The sequence below is a fragment of the Mesorhizobium sp. 113-3-3 genome (genome assembly GCF_016756495.1).
Classification (GTDB): domain Bacteria; phylum Pseudomonadota; class Alphaproteobacteria; order Rhizobiales; family Rhizobiaceae; genus Mesorhizobium.
Window position 1 is genome coordinate 7036229 of record NZ_AP023243.1, and the last position, 15654, is coordinate 7051882.

Here is a 15654-nt window from a genome sequence, read left to right on the forward strand (position 1 = left end):
CGCCGAAAGGTATGGGACTGTTTTGGAGCCGCCTATGTACCGCGCCGTCACGCGCAACATCGAAGTGCAGGTCAGGCCGTTCTACCTCGAGGATCGCTCGGATCCTTCGGAGAACCGCTATGTCTGGGGCTATCAGATAACGATCGACAACCAGTCGGACGAATTCGTGCAGCTTCTGTCGCGCTATTGGCATATCACAGACGGCGCCGGCCGGGTCGAGGAAGTGCGCGGCCCGGGCGTCGTCGGCGACCAGCCCGAACTCAATCCCGGCGACAGCTATCAGTACACGTCCGGCTGCCCGCTCTCGACGCCGTCAGGCATCATGGTGGGGCACTACACGATGCGCAACAAGCGCGGCGAGACCTTCGACATCGCCATCCCAGCGTTCTCGCTGGATCTGCCGGGAACCAGGCGGACGGTAAATTAGCGTCTTTCTCTCCGTCACTATACCGGGAGTTGAGGAATGGTCCGCGCAGCGGACGAAAAGCCAATTGCTTGGCTTTTCGAATGACGAACGCCCGGCAGGGCAATGAGGGGCGGCGCCAGCCTTCCTGAGATGTCGTCCATGACGGGATCTGCGCGCGGCCAATCGCCGAAGTTCGCGCCGCCCCTCATCCGCCCTTCGGGCACCTTCTCCCCGTGAAACGGGGAGAAGGCAAGGAGCTTCACTGCGCCGCGAATTCCGCCGGGTCGAAGTCGTACTGCTTCGAGCAGAATTCGCAGGCGACATGGATGCCGCCGTCCTCGGTCGAGTCCTTGATCTCCTGCGCGGAGAAGCCCTCGAGGATACCGCGGATCTTGTCGCGCGAGCATGAGCACTGGTCGGCGACGGGAACGCCGCCGAAGACGCGCACGCCATGCTCGTGGAACAGGCGATAGAGCAGCCGTTCGGCGCCGATCGTCGGGTCGATCAGCTCGGTCGGCTCGATCGTGCCGAGCAGCGCCAGCAATTCCTGCCAGGAATTGTCCGCCGGATCATGGATCTCCTCGCGCGGATCGCCGTCGCCGCCCGGCAGGTCCGGAATGCGCATGCGTTCGGGCGACTGCGGCAGGAACTGCGCCAGGATGCCGCCGGCGCGCCATTGTTCGCGCGCGCCGCCAGGGCCTGGCGTCAACAGCTTGGCCACGGACAGCCTGATATCCGTCGGGATCTGCTCCGACTGGCGGAAATAGGTGCGCGCCGCATCTTCCAGCGTTTCGCCATCGAGCTGGACGATGCCTTGATAGCGCTGCGTATGGGCGCCCTGGTCGATGGTCAGCGCCAGCACGCCGCTGCCGAGCAGCGTCTGCTGGGACGTTTCGCCTGCAGCGATCAAGGCCTCGAGCCGATCGGCATCGAAGCGCGCATAGGCGCGCAGCGCCGACGGCGTCGAAAAATCCGCCACCAGCATGTCGACCGGCCCGTCGGTGCGGGTCTGCAGGATGAACTTGCCCTCGAATTTGAGCGAGGTGCCGAGCAGCACCGTCAGCACACAGGCTTCCGCCAGCAGGCGGGCGACCGGCTCGGGATAGTCGTGGCGGCTGAGGATGGCGTCGAGCATCGGCCCGAGCTGGACGGTACGGCCGCGCACGTCGAGCGGGCCGACCTCGAACGGGACGACATGGTCGTCGCCGGCATAGCCGAACTCGCCGAGTTTGGGGTGATGTTCAGTCACTTGATGCGTTTCCAACATGACAAAGCTCCAGGGCGCGGCCATGCCGCCCCCTGGGGTGCATGCGTCCAAACGCGCTTGATTTGCGTGATGCGGCGCAGATAGGCATCGCGCCCCCGCAGATCAAGCGCCCAGACCTTTCAAAGCCCAAGCCACCTCAAGCCCCAAGACACCAGGCAAGCACCGCCTTCTGGGCGTGGAGTCGGTTCTCGGCCTCGTCGAAGACCACCGAATGGGGTCCGTCGATAACCTCGTCGGTCACTTCTTCGCCGCGATGCGCCGGCAGGCAATGCATGAACAGCGCGTCCGGTTTGGCATGCGCCATCAGCTTGGCATTGACCTGATAGGGCGAGAAGACGTTGTGGCCGCGGGCGCGATGCTCCTGGCCCATCGACACCCAGCAGTCGGTGACGACGCAGTCGGCCTGGTCGACGGCTTCCTCGGGCGAGCGGGTGAAGAGCAGCTTGCCGCCATGCGCCTTGGACCAGTCGATGTGCTTCTGCGCCGGCTCGCTGCCTTCGGGCACGGCGACGTTGAGGTTGAAGCGGAACCGCGCCGAGGCTTCGAGCAGCGAATGCAGCACATTGTTGCCGTCGCCGGTCCAGGCGATGGTCTTGCCGGCCACCGGACCGCGATGCTCCTCGAAGGTCATGATGTCGGCCATCAGCTGGCAGGGATGGGTGTCGTCGGTCAGCCCGTTGATCACCGGAACCGTGGCATTCTCGGTCAGCTCCAGCAGCCGCTCATGCGAAGTGGTGCGGATCATGATCGCATCGACATAGCGCGACAGCACCTTGGCGGTGTCGGCTATGGTTTCGGAGCGACCGAGCTGCATTTCGGTGCCGGTCAGCATGATGGTCTCGCCGCCAAGCTGGCGCATGCCGACGTCGAAGGAGACGCGCGTGCGCGTTGACGGCTTGTCGAAGATCATCGCCAGAACCTTGCCTTCGAGCGGCCTGGTGCGCTCGCCGGCCTTGAGGCGCGCCTTTCGCACCACCGCGTCGTCCAGCATGAAGCGCAGGTCGCCCTCGGAAACGGTGGACAGATCGGTGAAATGGCGAACTGACATCGGCAATTTTCCGGAATTACTTCGCGGCGGCCACGGCGATGGCATCCGCCAGGCCTTTGGCACCGGCGCGGATGCGGTTGAGCGCTTCGTGGATCTCGGCGTCGGTGACCGTGAGCGGTGGTAGCAGGCGAATGACGTTGTCACCAGCCGGAACCGCCAGCAAATGCTGGTCACGCAGCGCCATGTTCACCTTGGTGTTGGGCATGGCGCATTTGAGCCCAAGCATCAGCCCGGTTCCCCTGATGTCTTCAATGACATCGGGGAATTCGTCGGCGATCGCCGCCAGGCCCTGCTTCATCAGCAATGCCTTGCGCTGGACATCCTCGAGGAAGCCGTCCTCCAGCACCACATCGAGCACGGCGTTGCCGACAGCCATGGCCAGCGGATTGCCGCCGAAGGTGGTGCCGTGCACGCCCGACGTCATACCGACCACGGCCTCGTCGGTGGCCAGGCAGGCGCCCATCGGGAAGCCGCCGCCAATACCCTTGGCGATCGCCATGATGTCGGGCGTCACGCCTGACCATTCATGCGCGAACAGCTTGCCGGTGCGGCCGATGCCGCACTGGACCTCGTCATAGATCAACAGCAGGCCGTGCTGGTCGCAAAGCTGCCGCAGCCGCTTCAGCGACTGCGTCGGAACCGGGCGGATGCCGCCCTCGCCCTGCACCGGTTCGATCAGGATCGCGGCGGTCTCCGGCGTGATCGCCTTCTCGGCGGCATCGATGTCGTCGAAGCCGACCTGGTCGAAGCCTTCGACCTTCGGGCCGAAGCCTTCGAGGTATTTGTACTGGCCGCCGGCCGCGATGGTGGCCAGCGTGCGGCCATGGAAGGCGCCTTCGAAGGTGATGACGCGGAAGCGCTCGGGATGGCCCTTGACGAAATGGTAGCGCCGCGCCGTCTTGATCGCGCATTCCAGCGCCTCGGCGCCGGAATTGGTGAAGAACACCTTGTCGGCAAAGGTGGCGTCGGCCAGGCGCTCGCCCAGCCGGCTCTGTCCCGGAATCTCGTAGAGATTGGAGACGTGCCAGAGTTTTCCCGCCTGCTCGGTGAGAGCCGCGACCAGGTGCGGATGGCTGTGGCCGAGCGAATTGACCGCGATGCCGCCGGCAAAATCGAGATATCGCTCGCCTTTGTCGGTAACCAGCCAGGTTCCTTCCCCATGGTCGAAAGCCAGGGGAGCGCGAGCAAAGGTCTCGTAAAGCGCCGAACCGCTCATTATATGCGTCTCCGGTACCGGAAAATCAAAAAAGCCGCCAAAGCGGCGGCCTTGTGCGGCTTATCGTGTTTTTCGGCCATGAAGTCAACGAAAACGTCGCGTAGTGGCACGCGATAAGCCCCCTAACTCGACGCCGGCTCATGAGCGACCGGGCAAGTTGGGGAAAACCGAAAAAACCGATTCGTGTTGCACTTGGGACTCTTGTCACCGAGTCAGCGCATAAGGTAATTGTAGTCGAGAAATAACTAGATTTCGTGCGGCGGACCTAATCACCAGATATATGTGGTGTCTGCCCCAGCAAGGTTGCTGGGTCGGGAAGGGATTCCGATTGCGCACGGTTAGCAGGAGCGCGGTCTCATGAACTGGACTGACGAGCGGGTCGAACTTCTCAGGAAACTGTGGTCGGAGGGTCTGAGCGCAAGCCAGATTGCTGCCCAGCTTGGAGGGGTGAGCCGAAATGCCGTCATCGGCAAGGTGCATCGACTGAAGCTGTCGGGCCGCGGCCGTGCAACGGCAACGCCGGCACGCCAGAAGAAGGCCACACAGGGCTCGACCGTCCAGAAGTCGGTGGCGCGCGCCGCAAGCACGGCCCGCCACGTCACGACATCGATCGGCGCGACCGCCCTTCAGACGCAATTCGACGCCGAGCCGGTGGTGCGGCACTATATCCGTCCGGTCGAGAACGTCGTGGTACCGATCTCACGGCACCTGCAGCTCGTCGAGCTGACCGAGCGGACCTGCAAATGGCCGAACGGCGATCCGCTGTCGGAAGACTTCAACTTCTGCGGCAACGAGGCTGCCGAAACGGGGCCTTATTGCAAGTATCACGCGCGTGTGGCCTTCCAGCCGGCGGCGGAGCGGAGACGCAATCGCTGAAGGGAATAGGGCAGTAAGGCAGTAGGGCAATATGTTTTGAGCCGCGCTGATGAGCGCCTTATCTCAACCTACTGCCCTACTGCCCTACTGCCCTACTGCCCTACTGCCCTACTGCCCTACTGCCCTACTGCCCTACTGCCCTACTGCCCTACTGCCCTACTGCCTACCCTCACAGCCACCCATTCTTGCGGAACCGCCAGTAGAGAAACGCGCAGATCGCCGCGATGGTGGCGAGCACAATCGGGTAGCCATATTCCATCTTCAGTTCCGGCATGTCGGTGAAGTTCATGCCGTAGATGCCGGCGAAGGCCGTCGGCACCGCCAGTATGGCCGCCCAGGAGGCGAGTTTCTTCGAGATCGCCGTTTCCTGGCTTTGACCGACCAGCAGGCTGGCCTCGAAGGCAAAGGCCAGCACCTCGCGCAGACTGTCGATCTTTTCCTGGACGGTGCGGATGTGGTCGGTCACGTCGCGGAACAGCGGATGCATGGCTGAATGGATCTGCGGCAGGTCGGCGCTGGTCAACCGGCGGCAGACTTCCACCAGCGGAAGTGCCGCGTTGCGCAGGCGCAGCAGATCGCGGCGCAGCATATAGAGCCGCTCGATGTCAGGACCGGTCATCGGCTTCAGAAGAACCCTGTCCTCGATCGCCTCGACCTCGTCCTCGATCTGCTCGAGCACGGGCATGTAGTTGTCGACGATGAAATCGAGAATGGCATAGAGGACGAAATCCTCGCCCTTGGCCAGCGAATGCGGGCAGCTTTCCCAGTGCTGGCGCACGGCGGCGTAGGACGTCGATGGGCCGTGCCTGACGCTGACGATATAGCCCGAACCGACGAACAGATGCGTCTCGCCGAAAGTCACCCGTCCTTCGATCAATTGCGCGGTGCGGGCGACGATGAACAGCGCATCGCCATATTGCTCGATCTTCGGCCGCTGGTGTGGATGCTCGGCATCCTCGATCGCCAGCTCATGCAGATGGAACTGCGCCTGGACGCGCAACAGGAGCTCGCGATCGGGTTCGAGCAGCCCGATCCAGACGACGTGTCCCGATTTCTTGGCCCATTCGCCGGCTTCCTCGATCGGAATGTCGGCGATACGCCGCCCGGCCGTGTACACGCTGGAGGCGATGATGCCTGATGTCGGCGCCGCGGGCTTGAACTCTCGGACATATTCCATCGCAGCCTCCTGGACGCAGGACCTTATCAAGGCCTGAGAAGCTTAACGCCGGGATAGTTTAGCGCAATATGATCTAGCGTTCGAGTGGACGAACGTTCATTTCGCCGGAAGCGGCGCCGAAAGGCTGATCTTGTCCGTCTTGTCGCCTTTCGGCCGCTCGGCCGGCATCTGGTCGCCGGTGACGATGTAGTAGATGGTCTCGGCGATGTTGGTGGCATGATCGCCGATGCGTTCGATGTTCTTGGCGCAGAACAGCAGATGCGTGCAGGGCGTGATGTTGCGCGGATCTTCCATCATGTAGGTTAGCAATTCGCGAAACAGCGACGTGTACATCGCATCGATCTGGTCGTCACGGTCGCGCACGAAGCCGATCTTGTCGACCGAGCGCGAGGCGTAGACGTCGAGCACTTCCTTGAGCTGGGTCAGCGCCAAATTGGCCAGGGCCTCCAGGCCGCGGAACAGGCTGGTCGGCTGGCGGCCGTCGGTGACGGCGACCACCCGCTTGGCGACGTTCTTGCCGAGGTCGCCGACCCGTTCGAGGTCGGCCGAAATGCGGATGGCGCCGACGATCTCGCGCAGGTCCGTCGCCATCGGCTGGCGCTTGGCGATGATGATGATCGCCTTGTCGTCGATCTCGCGCTGGCCGTCATCCAGCACGGCGTCGTCGTTGATGACCTTCTGGGCCAGCCCCGGATCGGCATTGACGAGAGCGGCGACCGCCTGCTCGACCATGCGCTCGGCATGGCCGCCCATCGCCGCGATACGCTTCGACAGGTATTTCAGCTCCTCGTCATAGGCGCTCATTATGTGCACGGACTGCATGGATGAAATGCCTTCCCACGGGTTCTTGATCTTGAGTCGTTTCCTCGAATCCCCGCTGATACGCTAGCCGGATGACAGAAAAAAGAAACGGTTCCAGGGAAAACTAGGGCAGTATCAGTGCGTCGGCAAATGAACCGCGAAGGCGGCGCCCTTGCCGACCTCGGATTTGATCGTCAGCCTGGCATTGTGGCGCGTCAGGATGTGCTTGACGATCGACAGGCCAAGGCCGGTGCCTTTCTGGGTCCGGCTGGTTTCGACGTCGATGCGGTAGAAGCGCTCGGTGATGCGCGGAATGTGCTCCTCGGGAATGCCGGGGCCGAAATCCCGGATGGTGACGTCGATGCCGGGTTCGGAACCGTCATCGGCATGCGTGATCGACACCACGACGCGGCCGCCGGACTGGCCGTATTTGCAAGCGTTTTCCAGCAAGTTCTCGAACACCTGGAACAGCTCGTCACGATCGCCGGGCACATTGAGAGATCCCTTGGCGAAATCGCGCTCGATGACGACGCTGTTTTCACGGGCAAGCGGAGCCAGTGAATCGATGACGCTGTCGACGGTCTGGCGCAGGTCGACCTCGGTTCCCGGCTTCAGATAGGGCTTCATCTCCAGCCGGGACAACGACAGGAGGTCATCGATCAGGCGCGCCATGCGGCCGGTCTGGTTCTGCATGATCTGCAGGAATTGGTCGCGCGCCGCCGGATCGTTGCGGGCCGGTCCGCGCAGCGTTTCGATGAAACCGGCGATCGAGGCGAGCGGAGTGCGCAATTCGTGGCTGGCATTGGCGATGAAATCGGCGCGCATGCGGTCGATCCTGCGCGTTTCGCTCTGATCCTTGAACACCAGCACATAGAGGTCGGTGCCGTGCCCGACCGAGGACGCGCTGACCCGGTAGGCCCGTTCGACCGGCAGCTTCTCGGTATAGTCGACGACATCGGAGGCGATCGTGCCCGACAGCACGCTGTCGAGCAGGGACTGCATTTCCGGCGCCCGGAATTTCAGCGGCAGCGACAGGCCCGGTGCGATGCCGCCGAAAGCCGCAAAGGCGGCGGCGTTGGCATGGACGATGGTGGCGGAGCGGTCGAAAATGATCAGCGGGTCGGCGACGGCCGCCGCCAGATATTCGCCCGACAGGCGCTGCAGGCCGATCGCCTCGATCGCCGCGATATTCTCGCCGTACTGGCGCAGGCCCGCGGCCGGCAGCATCGCGGCGAAGAGCAACAGGAGCAGCGCCGGCACCAGCACGTAGGCGGAAATATTGGCAAAGGCAAAAGCTGTCAGAACCGCGACGACACCGGCCGCAAGCAGCCAGCGGCTGTGCCATAGCCGGATGGCCATGGCTTGCGCCACACTTGCCTGCTCTGCGCTTTGCTCAGCCATCCGCGCGTCCTATAGCCCTCTCGGGCGCTGTCCGGCCGTATGGCAACTTCCTGCTAGACCGGCATGGAGGCTCCCAATAGCATGAGTCCGTAAGCTGAAAAGGGTTCGTCGCGATGAAAAAAGCCAAGGAAACTCCCGCAACACCGACGTCAGGTCCGTTGAAGATCAAGATCGACGGCAAGGAGCGGGAGTTCGACATCGAGAATCCCGAGCTTCCGGACTGGGTGGAGGCCAACAAGCTGACCGCGGGCGGCTACCCATACGACAAGAAGATGAAGAGCGACGAGTATGACGAGACGCTCGAGAAATTGCAGATCGAACTGGTCAAGGCGCAGGCATGGCTGCAGGCGACCGGCAAGCGGGTGATGGCGCTGTTCGAGGGCCGCGACGCCGCCGGCAAGGGCGGCACGATCTTCGTGGTGCGCCAGTATCTCAACCCGCGCACGGCGCGCAACGTGGCGCTGACCAAGCCAACCCCGACCGAACTGGGACAATGGTACTACCAGCGTTATGTCGATCATTTCCCCACGGCGGGCGAATTCGTCACCTTCGACCGTTCCTGGTACAACCGCGCCGGCGTCGAGCCGGTGATGGGCTTCTGCACGCCGGAGCAGCATGAGAAGTTTCTCGACGAGACGCCGCATTTCGAACGGATGATCGTCAACGACGGCATCCACTTCTTCAAATTCTGGCTGAACATCGGCCGGGAAACGCAACTCGAGCGCTTTCACGATCGCCGCTACAGCCCTCTGAAGAGCTGGAAGTTCTCGCCCATCGATATCGCCGGTATCACCAAATGGGACGACTACACCAAGGCGCGCGACAGCATGTTCGAGCGCACCCACAAGGAGTTCGCGCCATGGATCATCGTGCGGGCCAATGACAAGCGCCGCGCCCGGCTGGCGGTGATGCGGCGGATCCTGCTGTCGCTGCCCTACGAGGGGCGCGATCTCGATATCGTCGGCAAGGAAGACAAGAAGATCATCGGCGAAGGGCCGTCATTCCTCGGCAAGCAAGACTGACGCTTACTGCGCCGCGGGGCCAATGGGCAGCGCGGCGCAGATTCTTCCGGATCGTTCAGGCTGCCAGCCGGGCGATCCGCTGCAGGCGACGTAGCGTGGTGTCGTCCTGCAACGCCTGCTGAAACAGCGATATCTCCTGGTCGATGCGGTCGCACAGCGCGCCGGTGTTGCCCTTGAGCAGGCCGCGGGTCTGCAGCAAGGCGGCGACCGGCTTCTTGGCGAGTTGCCTTGCGCGGCCGAGTGTCGCCTCTTCCACGCCGTCATGCACGATCTCGGCGACGAGGCCGAGTGCCCTCGCGTCCTCGGCGTGGAGCGTGTCGCCGAGACAAAAGAAGCGGAAGGCGCCGGCATAGCCGAGCTTCTGTGGCGCCAGGATGCTGGTCGCCGCGTCCGGCACAAGGCCGAAATCGACGAACGGCACCCGGAACGTGCTTTCATTCGAGGCGATCACCATGTCGCAGTGGAACAGGATGGTGCAACCGACGCCGACGGCATCGCCGTCGACGCAGGCGAGGATTGGCTTGGGGAACGTCGCCAGCGTGCGGAACATGTCGGTGACGGCGGCGATCAGCTTCTGATGCTTGGTGGCGTCGAGGAATTCGGAAAAGTCGCCGCCAAGGCAGAAGCAGCCTGCCAGGCCACGCAGCACGACGACACGCACCTCGTCATTGTCGGCGGCTTCATGGAATGTCCTGGCAAGGCTCTCATAGGCCCTTCTGTCGAGCACCGGCCGGCCGTCATTCGACGACACGGTGACGATCAGCGTGTGGTTGCGCAGTTCCGGTTGCGGGTGCGGGTTCATGGCGGTGTCCAACGTCATGACGCCCTCCTCTGGCCGAACATGTCGGGATATCCCCGGGCCAGGACAGGAGCATGGTGATTGCGGCGCGAACGCACCACGTCCAGCGTATGCTCGTTGAAGGAGAGCAGGGTCGCCACGACCTGCTGATTGCCGTAGGTGCGCTGATAACCCAGCGGCGTCGCCAGGAAATGCAGCTGCAAGGCGCGCAACACCCACATCGGCTCGAACTCGATGATCACCTTGTCGACGCCGCGCTTCAGCCCCCACTCGACGAAGCCGGCGATCAATTCGGTGCCGACGGTCGAGACGCCGCGACGGCCATCGCGAAAACCGGCAGCCACCGCATAGCGGGTCAATTCCCAGATGTTGGGGCCCGATGGCGGCGTTCCTTCGGAAAGGTCGGACAAGACCTCGGTCAGCAGATGGGGCCGCGTGGTCGGCAACATCCGTTGATAACCGGCGACTTCGTTGCCTCTGATGACGATCTGATGCACCGCCTCGTCATGGTCGAACTGATCGACCTCGAATCCGTCCGGGCGCCGCAGGTCCTCCCACCCCATCTCTTCGACAAATATCTGGTAGCGCAGACGATGGACGGCCTCCCAAAGGTCGGGGCGTTCCATCAATTCTTGAGTAGTAAGACAAAAAAGCATGCCGTCGTCTCCTGGGTTTAAGAGGAAGATACGGCCGTGCTTCAACGAGAAAATTGCGTGATCACGTAGGCAAGAAATTCCAGGTCGGCACGGCCGACCTAGCTAATGTAGCCGCGCCTTATCGCTTCGGCGACCGCCTGGACCCGGTTGACGGCACCGAGTTTGCTTTTGGCGTTAAGAAGATGTTTCTCCGACGTGTGTTCGGAGATGCCGAGAATTTGCGAAATCTCCCATTCCGACTTGCCGACGGCGGCCCATTGCAGGCATTCGCGCTCGCGCGGGGTCAGTTCGATATGGTCAATGGTCTTGGTCGCCATGGTGTGGATTTGCATGGCGCGGCCCACGGCATAGGTCGAGACCAGCGACACAAGGCCGAACTCGGCCGCCGACAGCTGCACGGCCTCGCCACCCAGCGACACCATGACGATCTGGCCATCGAGCGTGATCAGCGGGAAGGCCAGCCCGTCGCGCAGCTTGAAGGCGCCGGCATCGCCCATCACCTCGTCGCTGCTCTTGTCGAAGCTAATGCCCTGGGCGGCTTCGCGCCACTGGAACGGCGCCTGCAGCTGCTTCATGTGGCTGACCACCGGATCGTGGTCGACATAGTTGCGCGCCACGTAGCGCTCCAGCCATTCGACAGGCCAATCGCAAAGCAGCACATGCTGCTTTTGCTGCCCGGTCGGCGTGCCTGGCTGCGGAACGGTTCCCGCCATCAGCGCGGTCAGGCCGAAATCCGAGGTTATGCCCAAAAGTTTCTCGCAGACCGCCGCCGCCGTTCCGGCGTGCTGCAGTTGGTCTATGTATTCCAGCGTACGATCGAATTGACCCATCGCAACATCAACCCCATGTTGCCTCTTGCATTGAGATCAATGGTCCATGCGTTGTCTGCATTTGGCCACCGACCACGGATTGCAACGCGCAAATTCTCGGTTGTGGTTCTCGACCCCGGTCCCCAACCAAGGCGGCCACCGCTGTTTGCAAACGTGCTAAAGCATAACCTGAAATTGGCGCGTTGAAATCAAAAACCATTGTGCCTGTACCATTTTCGTACCAAAACCGGTGCGAACAAGAGTGCGGCGGAGTCTATCGTGGCGTTCCAATGGAGGTTCCCGGTCCTGGCGTCGCTGTTGATCGCGGCGCTGCCATGGGCTCCCGGGGCGCGCGCGGCCGAACCGCAGGTCCCGGTGTTGTGGGACGCCAAGGAACGGTTGCCGAAGCCCGACCTTTCGGCATTGCCACGGCTGCGATTCCTGACGACCACGGATTTTCCACCCTTCAACTTCCTCGACGGCGCGGGAAAGCTTTCCGGTTTCCACATCGACCTGGCGCGCGCCATCTGTGCCGAACTCGGCATTGCCGACAAATGCCAGATCCAGGCCCTGCCTTGGGGCGAACTCGAAGGGGCACTCGAGAAAGGCGAAGGCGAAGCCATCATCGCCGGCATCGCCGCGACGCCGCAATCGCGCCAGACATACGCCTTCTCGCGCTCGTATCTGCAGTTTCCGGCGCGTTTCATCACGCCGAAGAACAAGGCGCTTGCCGAACCGGTCTTCGACAAGCTGCGCAGCAAACGCGTCGGCGTAATCGCCGGCTCGGCGCATGAGCGCATGCTGCGCGACTATTTCAACACGGTCCAGATCGTCTCCTTCGACGGACCGGAAGCCCTCTACGGCGATCTCAAGGCGGGCAAGATCGACGCCGCCTTCGGTGACGGCATGCGTTTCGCCTTCTGGCTGGGCGGCTCGGATGCGGCCGGCTGCTGCCGTTTTGCCGGCGGTCCCTATCTGGCGCCCGAATATCTGGGCACCGGCATGGCCATCGCCACAAGGGCGGACAACCCGACGCTGGCCGCGGCGATCGATTACGCGCTGCAGGAGATTTCGATGAAAGGAACCTTCGCCGAATTCTACCTGCGCTATTTCCCGGTCAGTTTTTTCTAGGGGCCAAGCAGATTTTCTCAGGTCAGCGTGCGCAGCCGCGCCTTGGCCGCGCGGCCGATGGCGGCGACGGTCAGCGTGTCGAGATCGAGCTGACGGCGGATCAACTGCAGCACCCGCACTTCCTCCAGCCGCATTTCGAGATCGACGGCGGCAACTTCGAAGGCCGCGGCATAGGCGGTGTCGCGCAGGCGCTCCGGCAGGGCTTCCGCCACCTGGGCCAGCACACCCTCCAGGCCATCCTTCTCGTGCAACTGCTTTTGACAGGCCTGGGCGACTGGAACCAGCCGATCCTGCTTGAAATCCTCGAACACCGGCCATGAGCGGACAACGTCGCCGATCCTGGCCAGTTCGACGTCGGTCATGTCGCGGTCGGAGGCAGAGGTGATGACCATCAGGTAGATCAGGGCTTCATGCGGGGTCGGCAACGGCATTCTTTACTCCTTGAACGGGTTTCGAAGGTAGGAACGGGGGTCGAAGGCCGCAAGGAAAAAGCGCTGCACGCGTTGACGCTCCGGCCATGCGCGCCTAGAGGACCGATTGAAAATCGACATCTGCGGCCGAGCCAGCGAACAATCCGGCCGGCGAACAATTTGGAAAACAGGACATGGCGGGATCAAACATAATCGATCTCAACCCCGAACTGCTGGCGGCCGCGGCCGAGAGCAAGGCGTGGCCGTTCGAGGAAGCCAAAAAGATCATCGAACGCTACAAGGGCAGCGACTTTCCCGAAACGATCCTGTTCGAGACCGGCTACGGTCCATCCGGCCTGCCGCATATCGGCACGTTCGGCGAGGTGGCGCGCACCTCGATGGTGCGCCATGCGTTCCGCGTGCTCACGCAGGACAAGGTCGCGACCAAGCTCTTGTGCTTCTCCGACGACATGGACGGCATGCGCAAGATACCCGACAACGTGCCGGATCGCGCAGCACTTGAACAGCATCTGCACAAGCCGCTGTCTTCGGTTCCCAATCCGTTCGGCGGCGACTATGCGAGCTTCGCCGACCACAACAATGCGATGCTCTGCCGCTTCCTCGACACGTTCGGCTTCGACTACGAATTCGCCAGCGCGACGCAGTATTACAAATCGGGCCGTTTCGACGCGATGCTGCTGCGGGCCGCCGAACGCTACGACAAGATCATGGCGGTGATGCTGCCGACGCTTGGGGCCGAGCGGCAGGCGACCTACAGCCCGTTCCTGCCGATTTCCCCGAAGAGCGGCCGGGTGCTTTACGTGCCGATGAAGCATGTCGACGCCAAGGCCGGCACCATAACCTTCGACGACGAGGGCACCGAGACCACGCTTTCGATCACTGGCGGCCGGGTGAAGCTGCAGTGGAAGCCGGACTTCGGCATGCGCTGGGCAGCGCTCGGCGTCGATTTCGAAATGTTCGGCAAGGACCACCAGACCAATGCCGTGGTCTATGACCGCATCTGCAACATACTGGGCGGGCGCGCGCCCGAGCATTTCGTCTACGAGCTGTTCCTCGACGAAAACGGCCAGAAGATCTCGAAGTCGAAGGGCAACGGCCTGACCATCGACGAATGGCTGACCTATGCCCCGACCGAGAGCCTCGGGCTCTACATGTACCAGCGGCCGCGGCAGGCCAAGAAGCTCTATTTCGACGTCATCCCGAGGGCGGTGGACGAGTATTACACCTTCCTTGCCGCCTACCCCAGGCAGGACTGGAAGGAGCGGCTGGGCAATCCGGTCTGGCACATGCATGACGGCAACCCGCCTGATATCGACATGCCGGTGCCGTTCTCGCTGCTGCTCAACCTGGTCAGCGCCTCCAATGCTCAGAACAAGGACGTGCTGTGGGGCTTCATCTCGCGCCATACCAAGGATGTTACGCCGAAGACGCACCCGGAGCTCGACCAGCTGGTCGGCCATGCGATCCGCTATTTCGACGATTTCGTGCGGCCGACGAAAACCTTCCGCCCGGCCGACGAGGTCGAGCGCGAGGCGCTCAAGGCCCTGGACGCAGCACTTGGCACGCTTCCGGCTGACGCCGGCGGCGAAGCGATCCAGAACGCTTCGCTCAACGTGGCGCGCAAGATCGAACGCTATCAGGATCACTCCAAGCAGAGCCCGGAGGGCGGCCCGGGCGTTTCGGGCGCCTTCTTCCAGATGATCTACCAGGTACTCATCGGCCAGGAACGCGGCCCGCGCTTCGGCTCGTTCGCCGCGCTCTACGGCGTGGCCGAGACCCGCGCGCTCATTCAGCAGGCGTTGGCTGGTCAGCTGGCTTGAGGGCGCCGTCGACCTCTTCCAGGATCGAGCCCGGCGCCTGAGGCGCCGGGGCCGGTGCGTCCGGCACCGCCGAGATGCCGGCAAGGTTCGGCGCCGATCCGAAAATGCCCTTCTTGGCGCTTTGCGCCTTTTCGCCAGCCTCGACATAGGGGCCGCCCTTGGCGGCACGCGCCCAGCCATTGTCGACCAGCCATCGGCCGACGTCCTGCTTGCCGATCCGGCATTCCGCCGCGATGCGGTCACGTCCGCCTTCGGGCGGCACGGTGCAGACCACCGCGCGGCCGCGCAGGAAGGCACGGAACGCCGTGCGGGCGCGGATGCCGCACGGCCAGGATTTGCCGTCGGTGGTGCAGGTTTCGTCTTGAGGAACCACGTCGATGCCGGAAATCGCGACCGAATAACCTTTCGCCTCGATCAGCCCAGCGGCTGTCGCGACCGGCTGGAACAGCTTCGTGCCATTCCAGTCATCGGGCATCTTCGGCTTGGGTGGCATGGCCAATGCCAGCTTGCTCAGCGGCTCGCGCGGCTCGACCCGCTCGAGTTCGCCTGCGGGCAGTTCCGGCGGAGCGACGACATCCGGATCGATCGCGCGCGAATGCACCACCGGCTTTGGCGGCGGCGGAGCTGGGGGCGCGGGAATGGCTGACGTGGCCGGTTCGCCAGGCCCGGCATCGGCGCCGGCTTGAGAGATCGTGTCCACCCCGGGATCGATCTGGTCCACGGTGACGGTGCTTTGGCTTCCTTTCAGCGTGCGGCCGCCGGCAATGACCAGGGCTGCCATCACCGGGACCATC

General features: G+C 63.1%; 16 protein-coding genes. 5 read left to right on the forward strand and 11 right to left on the reverse strand.

Annotation, left to right across the window (positions count from 1 at the left end; genetic code table 11):
• Positions 1-34: 34 nt before the first annotated feature.
• The gene (gene apaG, locus JG746_RS33860; RefSeq protein ID WP_010913396.1) at positions 35-427 is read left to right on the forward strand and encodes a Co2+/Mg2+ efflux protein ApaG; all 393 of its coding nucleotides are present in this window, start codon (positions 35-37) and stop codon (positions 425-427) included.
• Positions 428-665: 238 nt separating this feature from the next.
• Here apaG and JG746_RS33865 read toward each other — a convergent pair whose 3' ends face one another.
• The 3 genes from JG746_RS33865 to JG746_RS33875 form a co-directional block, all read right to left on the reverse strand.
• Entirely contained in the window at positions 666-1697 is a 1032-nt protein-coding gene (locus JG746_RS33865) for an Hsp33 family molecular chaperone (protein WP_202356272.1), read from the reverse strand.
• Positions 1698-1809: 112 nt separating this feature from the next.
• The gene (gene argF / locus JG746_RS33870) at positions 1810-2721 is read right to left on the reverse strand and encodes an ornithine carbamoyltransferase (RefSeq protein ID WP_202356273.1); all 912 of its coding nucleotides are present in this window, start codon (positions 2719-2721) and stop codon (positions 1810-1812) included.
• Between the two features lie 16 nt (positions 2722-2737).
• On the reverse strand, positions 2738-3937 hold the full coding sequence (locus JG746_RS33875; protein ID WP_202356274.1) for an aspartate aminotransferase family protein: 1200 nt from the start codon (positions 3935-3937) through the stop codon (positions 2738-2740).
• A gap of 357 nt (positions 3938-4294) precedes the next feature.
• On the opposite strand from JG746_RS33875, the gene JG746_RS33880 reads away from it, so the two are divergent.
• A complete protein-coding gene (locus tag JG746_RS33880; RefSeq protein ID WP_202356275.1) occupies positions 4295-4813 on the forward strand; it encodes a GcrA family cell cycle regulator in 519 nt (172 codons plus the stop codon).
• A 169-nt stretch (positions 4814-4982) separates the two neighbouring features.
• On the opposite strand, the gene JG746_RS33885 is transcribed toward JG746_RS33880, so the two are convergent.
• The 3 genes from JG746_RS33885 to JG746_RS33895 all read right to left on the reverse strand — a co-directional run bounded on the left by JG746_RS33885 (position 4983) and on the right by JG746_RS33895 (position 8192).
• Complete coding sequence (locus JG746_RS33885) at positions 4983-5990, reverse strand: magnesium and cobalt transport protein CorA (RefSeq protein WP_202356276.1); 1008 nt, start codon at positions 5988-5990, stop codon at positions 4983-4985.
• A 96-nt stretch (positions 5991-6086) separates the two neighbouring features.
• The gene (gene phoU / locus JG746_RS33890) at positions 6087-6812 is read right to left on the reverse strand and encodes a phosphate signaling complex protein PhoU (RefSeq protein WP_202356277.1); all 726 of its coding nucleotides are present in this window, start codon (positions 6810-6812) and stop codon (positions 6087-6089) included.
• 114 nt (positions 6813-6926) lie between these two features.
• Positions 6927-8192 carry an ATP-binding protein gene (locus tag JG746_RS33895; protein ID WP_202356278.1) on the reverse strand — a complete coding sequence of 422 codons (1266 nt, stop codon included), beginning with the start codon at positions 8190-8192 and terminating at the stop codon, positions 6927-6929.
• Positions 8193-8305: 113 nt separating this feature from the next.
• Between JG746_RS33895 and ppk2 the strand changes: the two genes are divergently transcribed.
• Entirely contained in the window at positions 8306-9214 is a 909-nt protein-coding gene (gene ppk2 / locus JG746_RS33900) for a polyphosphate kinase 2 (RefSeq protein ID WP_202356279.1), read from the forward strand.
• 55 nt (positions 9215-9269) lie between these two features.
• Here ppk2 and JG746_RS33905 read toward each other — a convergent pair whose 3' ends face one another.
• The 3 genes from JG746_RS33905 to JG746_RS33915 form a co-directional block, all read right to left on the reverse strand.
• Positions 9270-10034, reverse strand: coding sequence for an enoyl-CoA hydratase-related protein (locus JG746_RS33905; RefSeq protein WP_244730619.1), 765 nt, complete (start codon positions 10032-10034; stop codon positions 9270-9272).
• A complete protein-coding gene (locus JG746_RS33910; RefSeq protein ID WP_202356280.1) occupies positions 10031-10669 on the reverse strand; it encodes an acyl-homoserine-lactone synthase in 639 nt (212 codons plus the stop codon). Before JG746_RS33910 ends, JG746_RS33905 begins: the two co-directional genes overlap by 4 nt.
• Positions 10670-10767: 98 nt before the next feature.
• A complete protein-coding gene (locus JG746_RS33915) occupies positions 10768-11499 on the reverse strand; it encodes a helix-turn-helix transcriptional regulator (RefSeq protein WP_095771882.1) in 732 nt (243 codons plus the stop codon).
• Positions 11500-11796: 297 nt separating this feature from the next.
• On the opposite strand from JG746_RS33915, the gene JG746_RS33920 reads away from it, so the two are divergent.
• Positions 11797-12609, forward strand: coding sequence for a transporter substrate-binding domain-containing protein (locus JG746_RS33920; protein WP_446721227.1), 813 nt, complete (start codon positions 11797-11799; stop codon positions 12607-12609).
• Positions 12610-12626: 17 nt separating this feature from the next.
• On the opposite strand, the gene JG746_RS33925 is transcribed toward JG746_RS33920, so the two are convergent.
• A complete protein-coding gene (locus JG746_RS33925) occupies positions 12627-13040 on the reverse strand; it encodes a tellurite resistance TerB family protein (protein ID WP_202356282.1) in 414 nt (137 codons plus the stop codon).
• Between the two features lie 173 nt (positions 13041-13213).
• Here JG746_RS33925 and JG746_RS33930 point away from each other — a divergent pair, with 173 nt between their 5' ends.
• Positions 13214-14860, forward strand: a complete 1647-nt coding sequence (locus JG746_RS33930; protein WP_202356283.1) for a lysine--tRNA ligase — start codon at positions 13214-13216, stop codon at positions 14858-14860.
• Here the strand turns inward: JG746_RS33930 and JG746_RS33935 are convergent.
• Positions 14826-15653, reverse strand: coding sequence for a thermonuclease family protein (locus tag JG746_RS33935; protein ID WP_202359557.1), 828 nt, complete (start codon positions 15651-15653; stop codon positions 14826-14828). The genes JG746_RS33930 and JG746_RS33935 overlap by 35 nt on opposite strands.
• Position 15654: the final 1 nt, after the last annotated feature.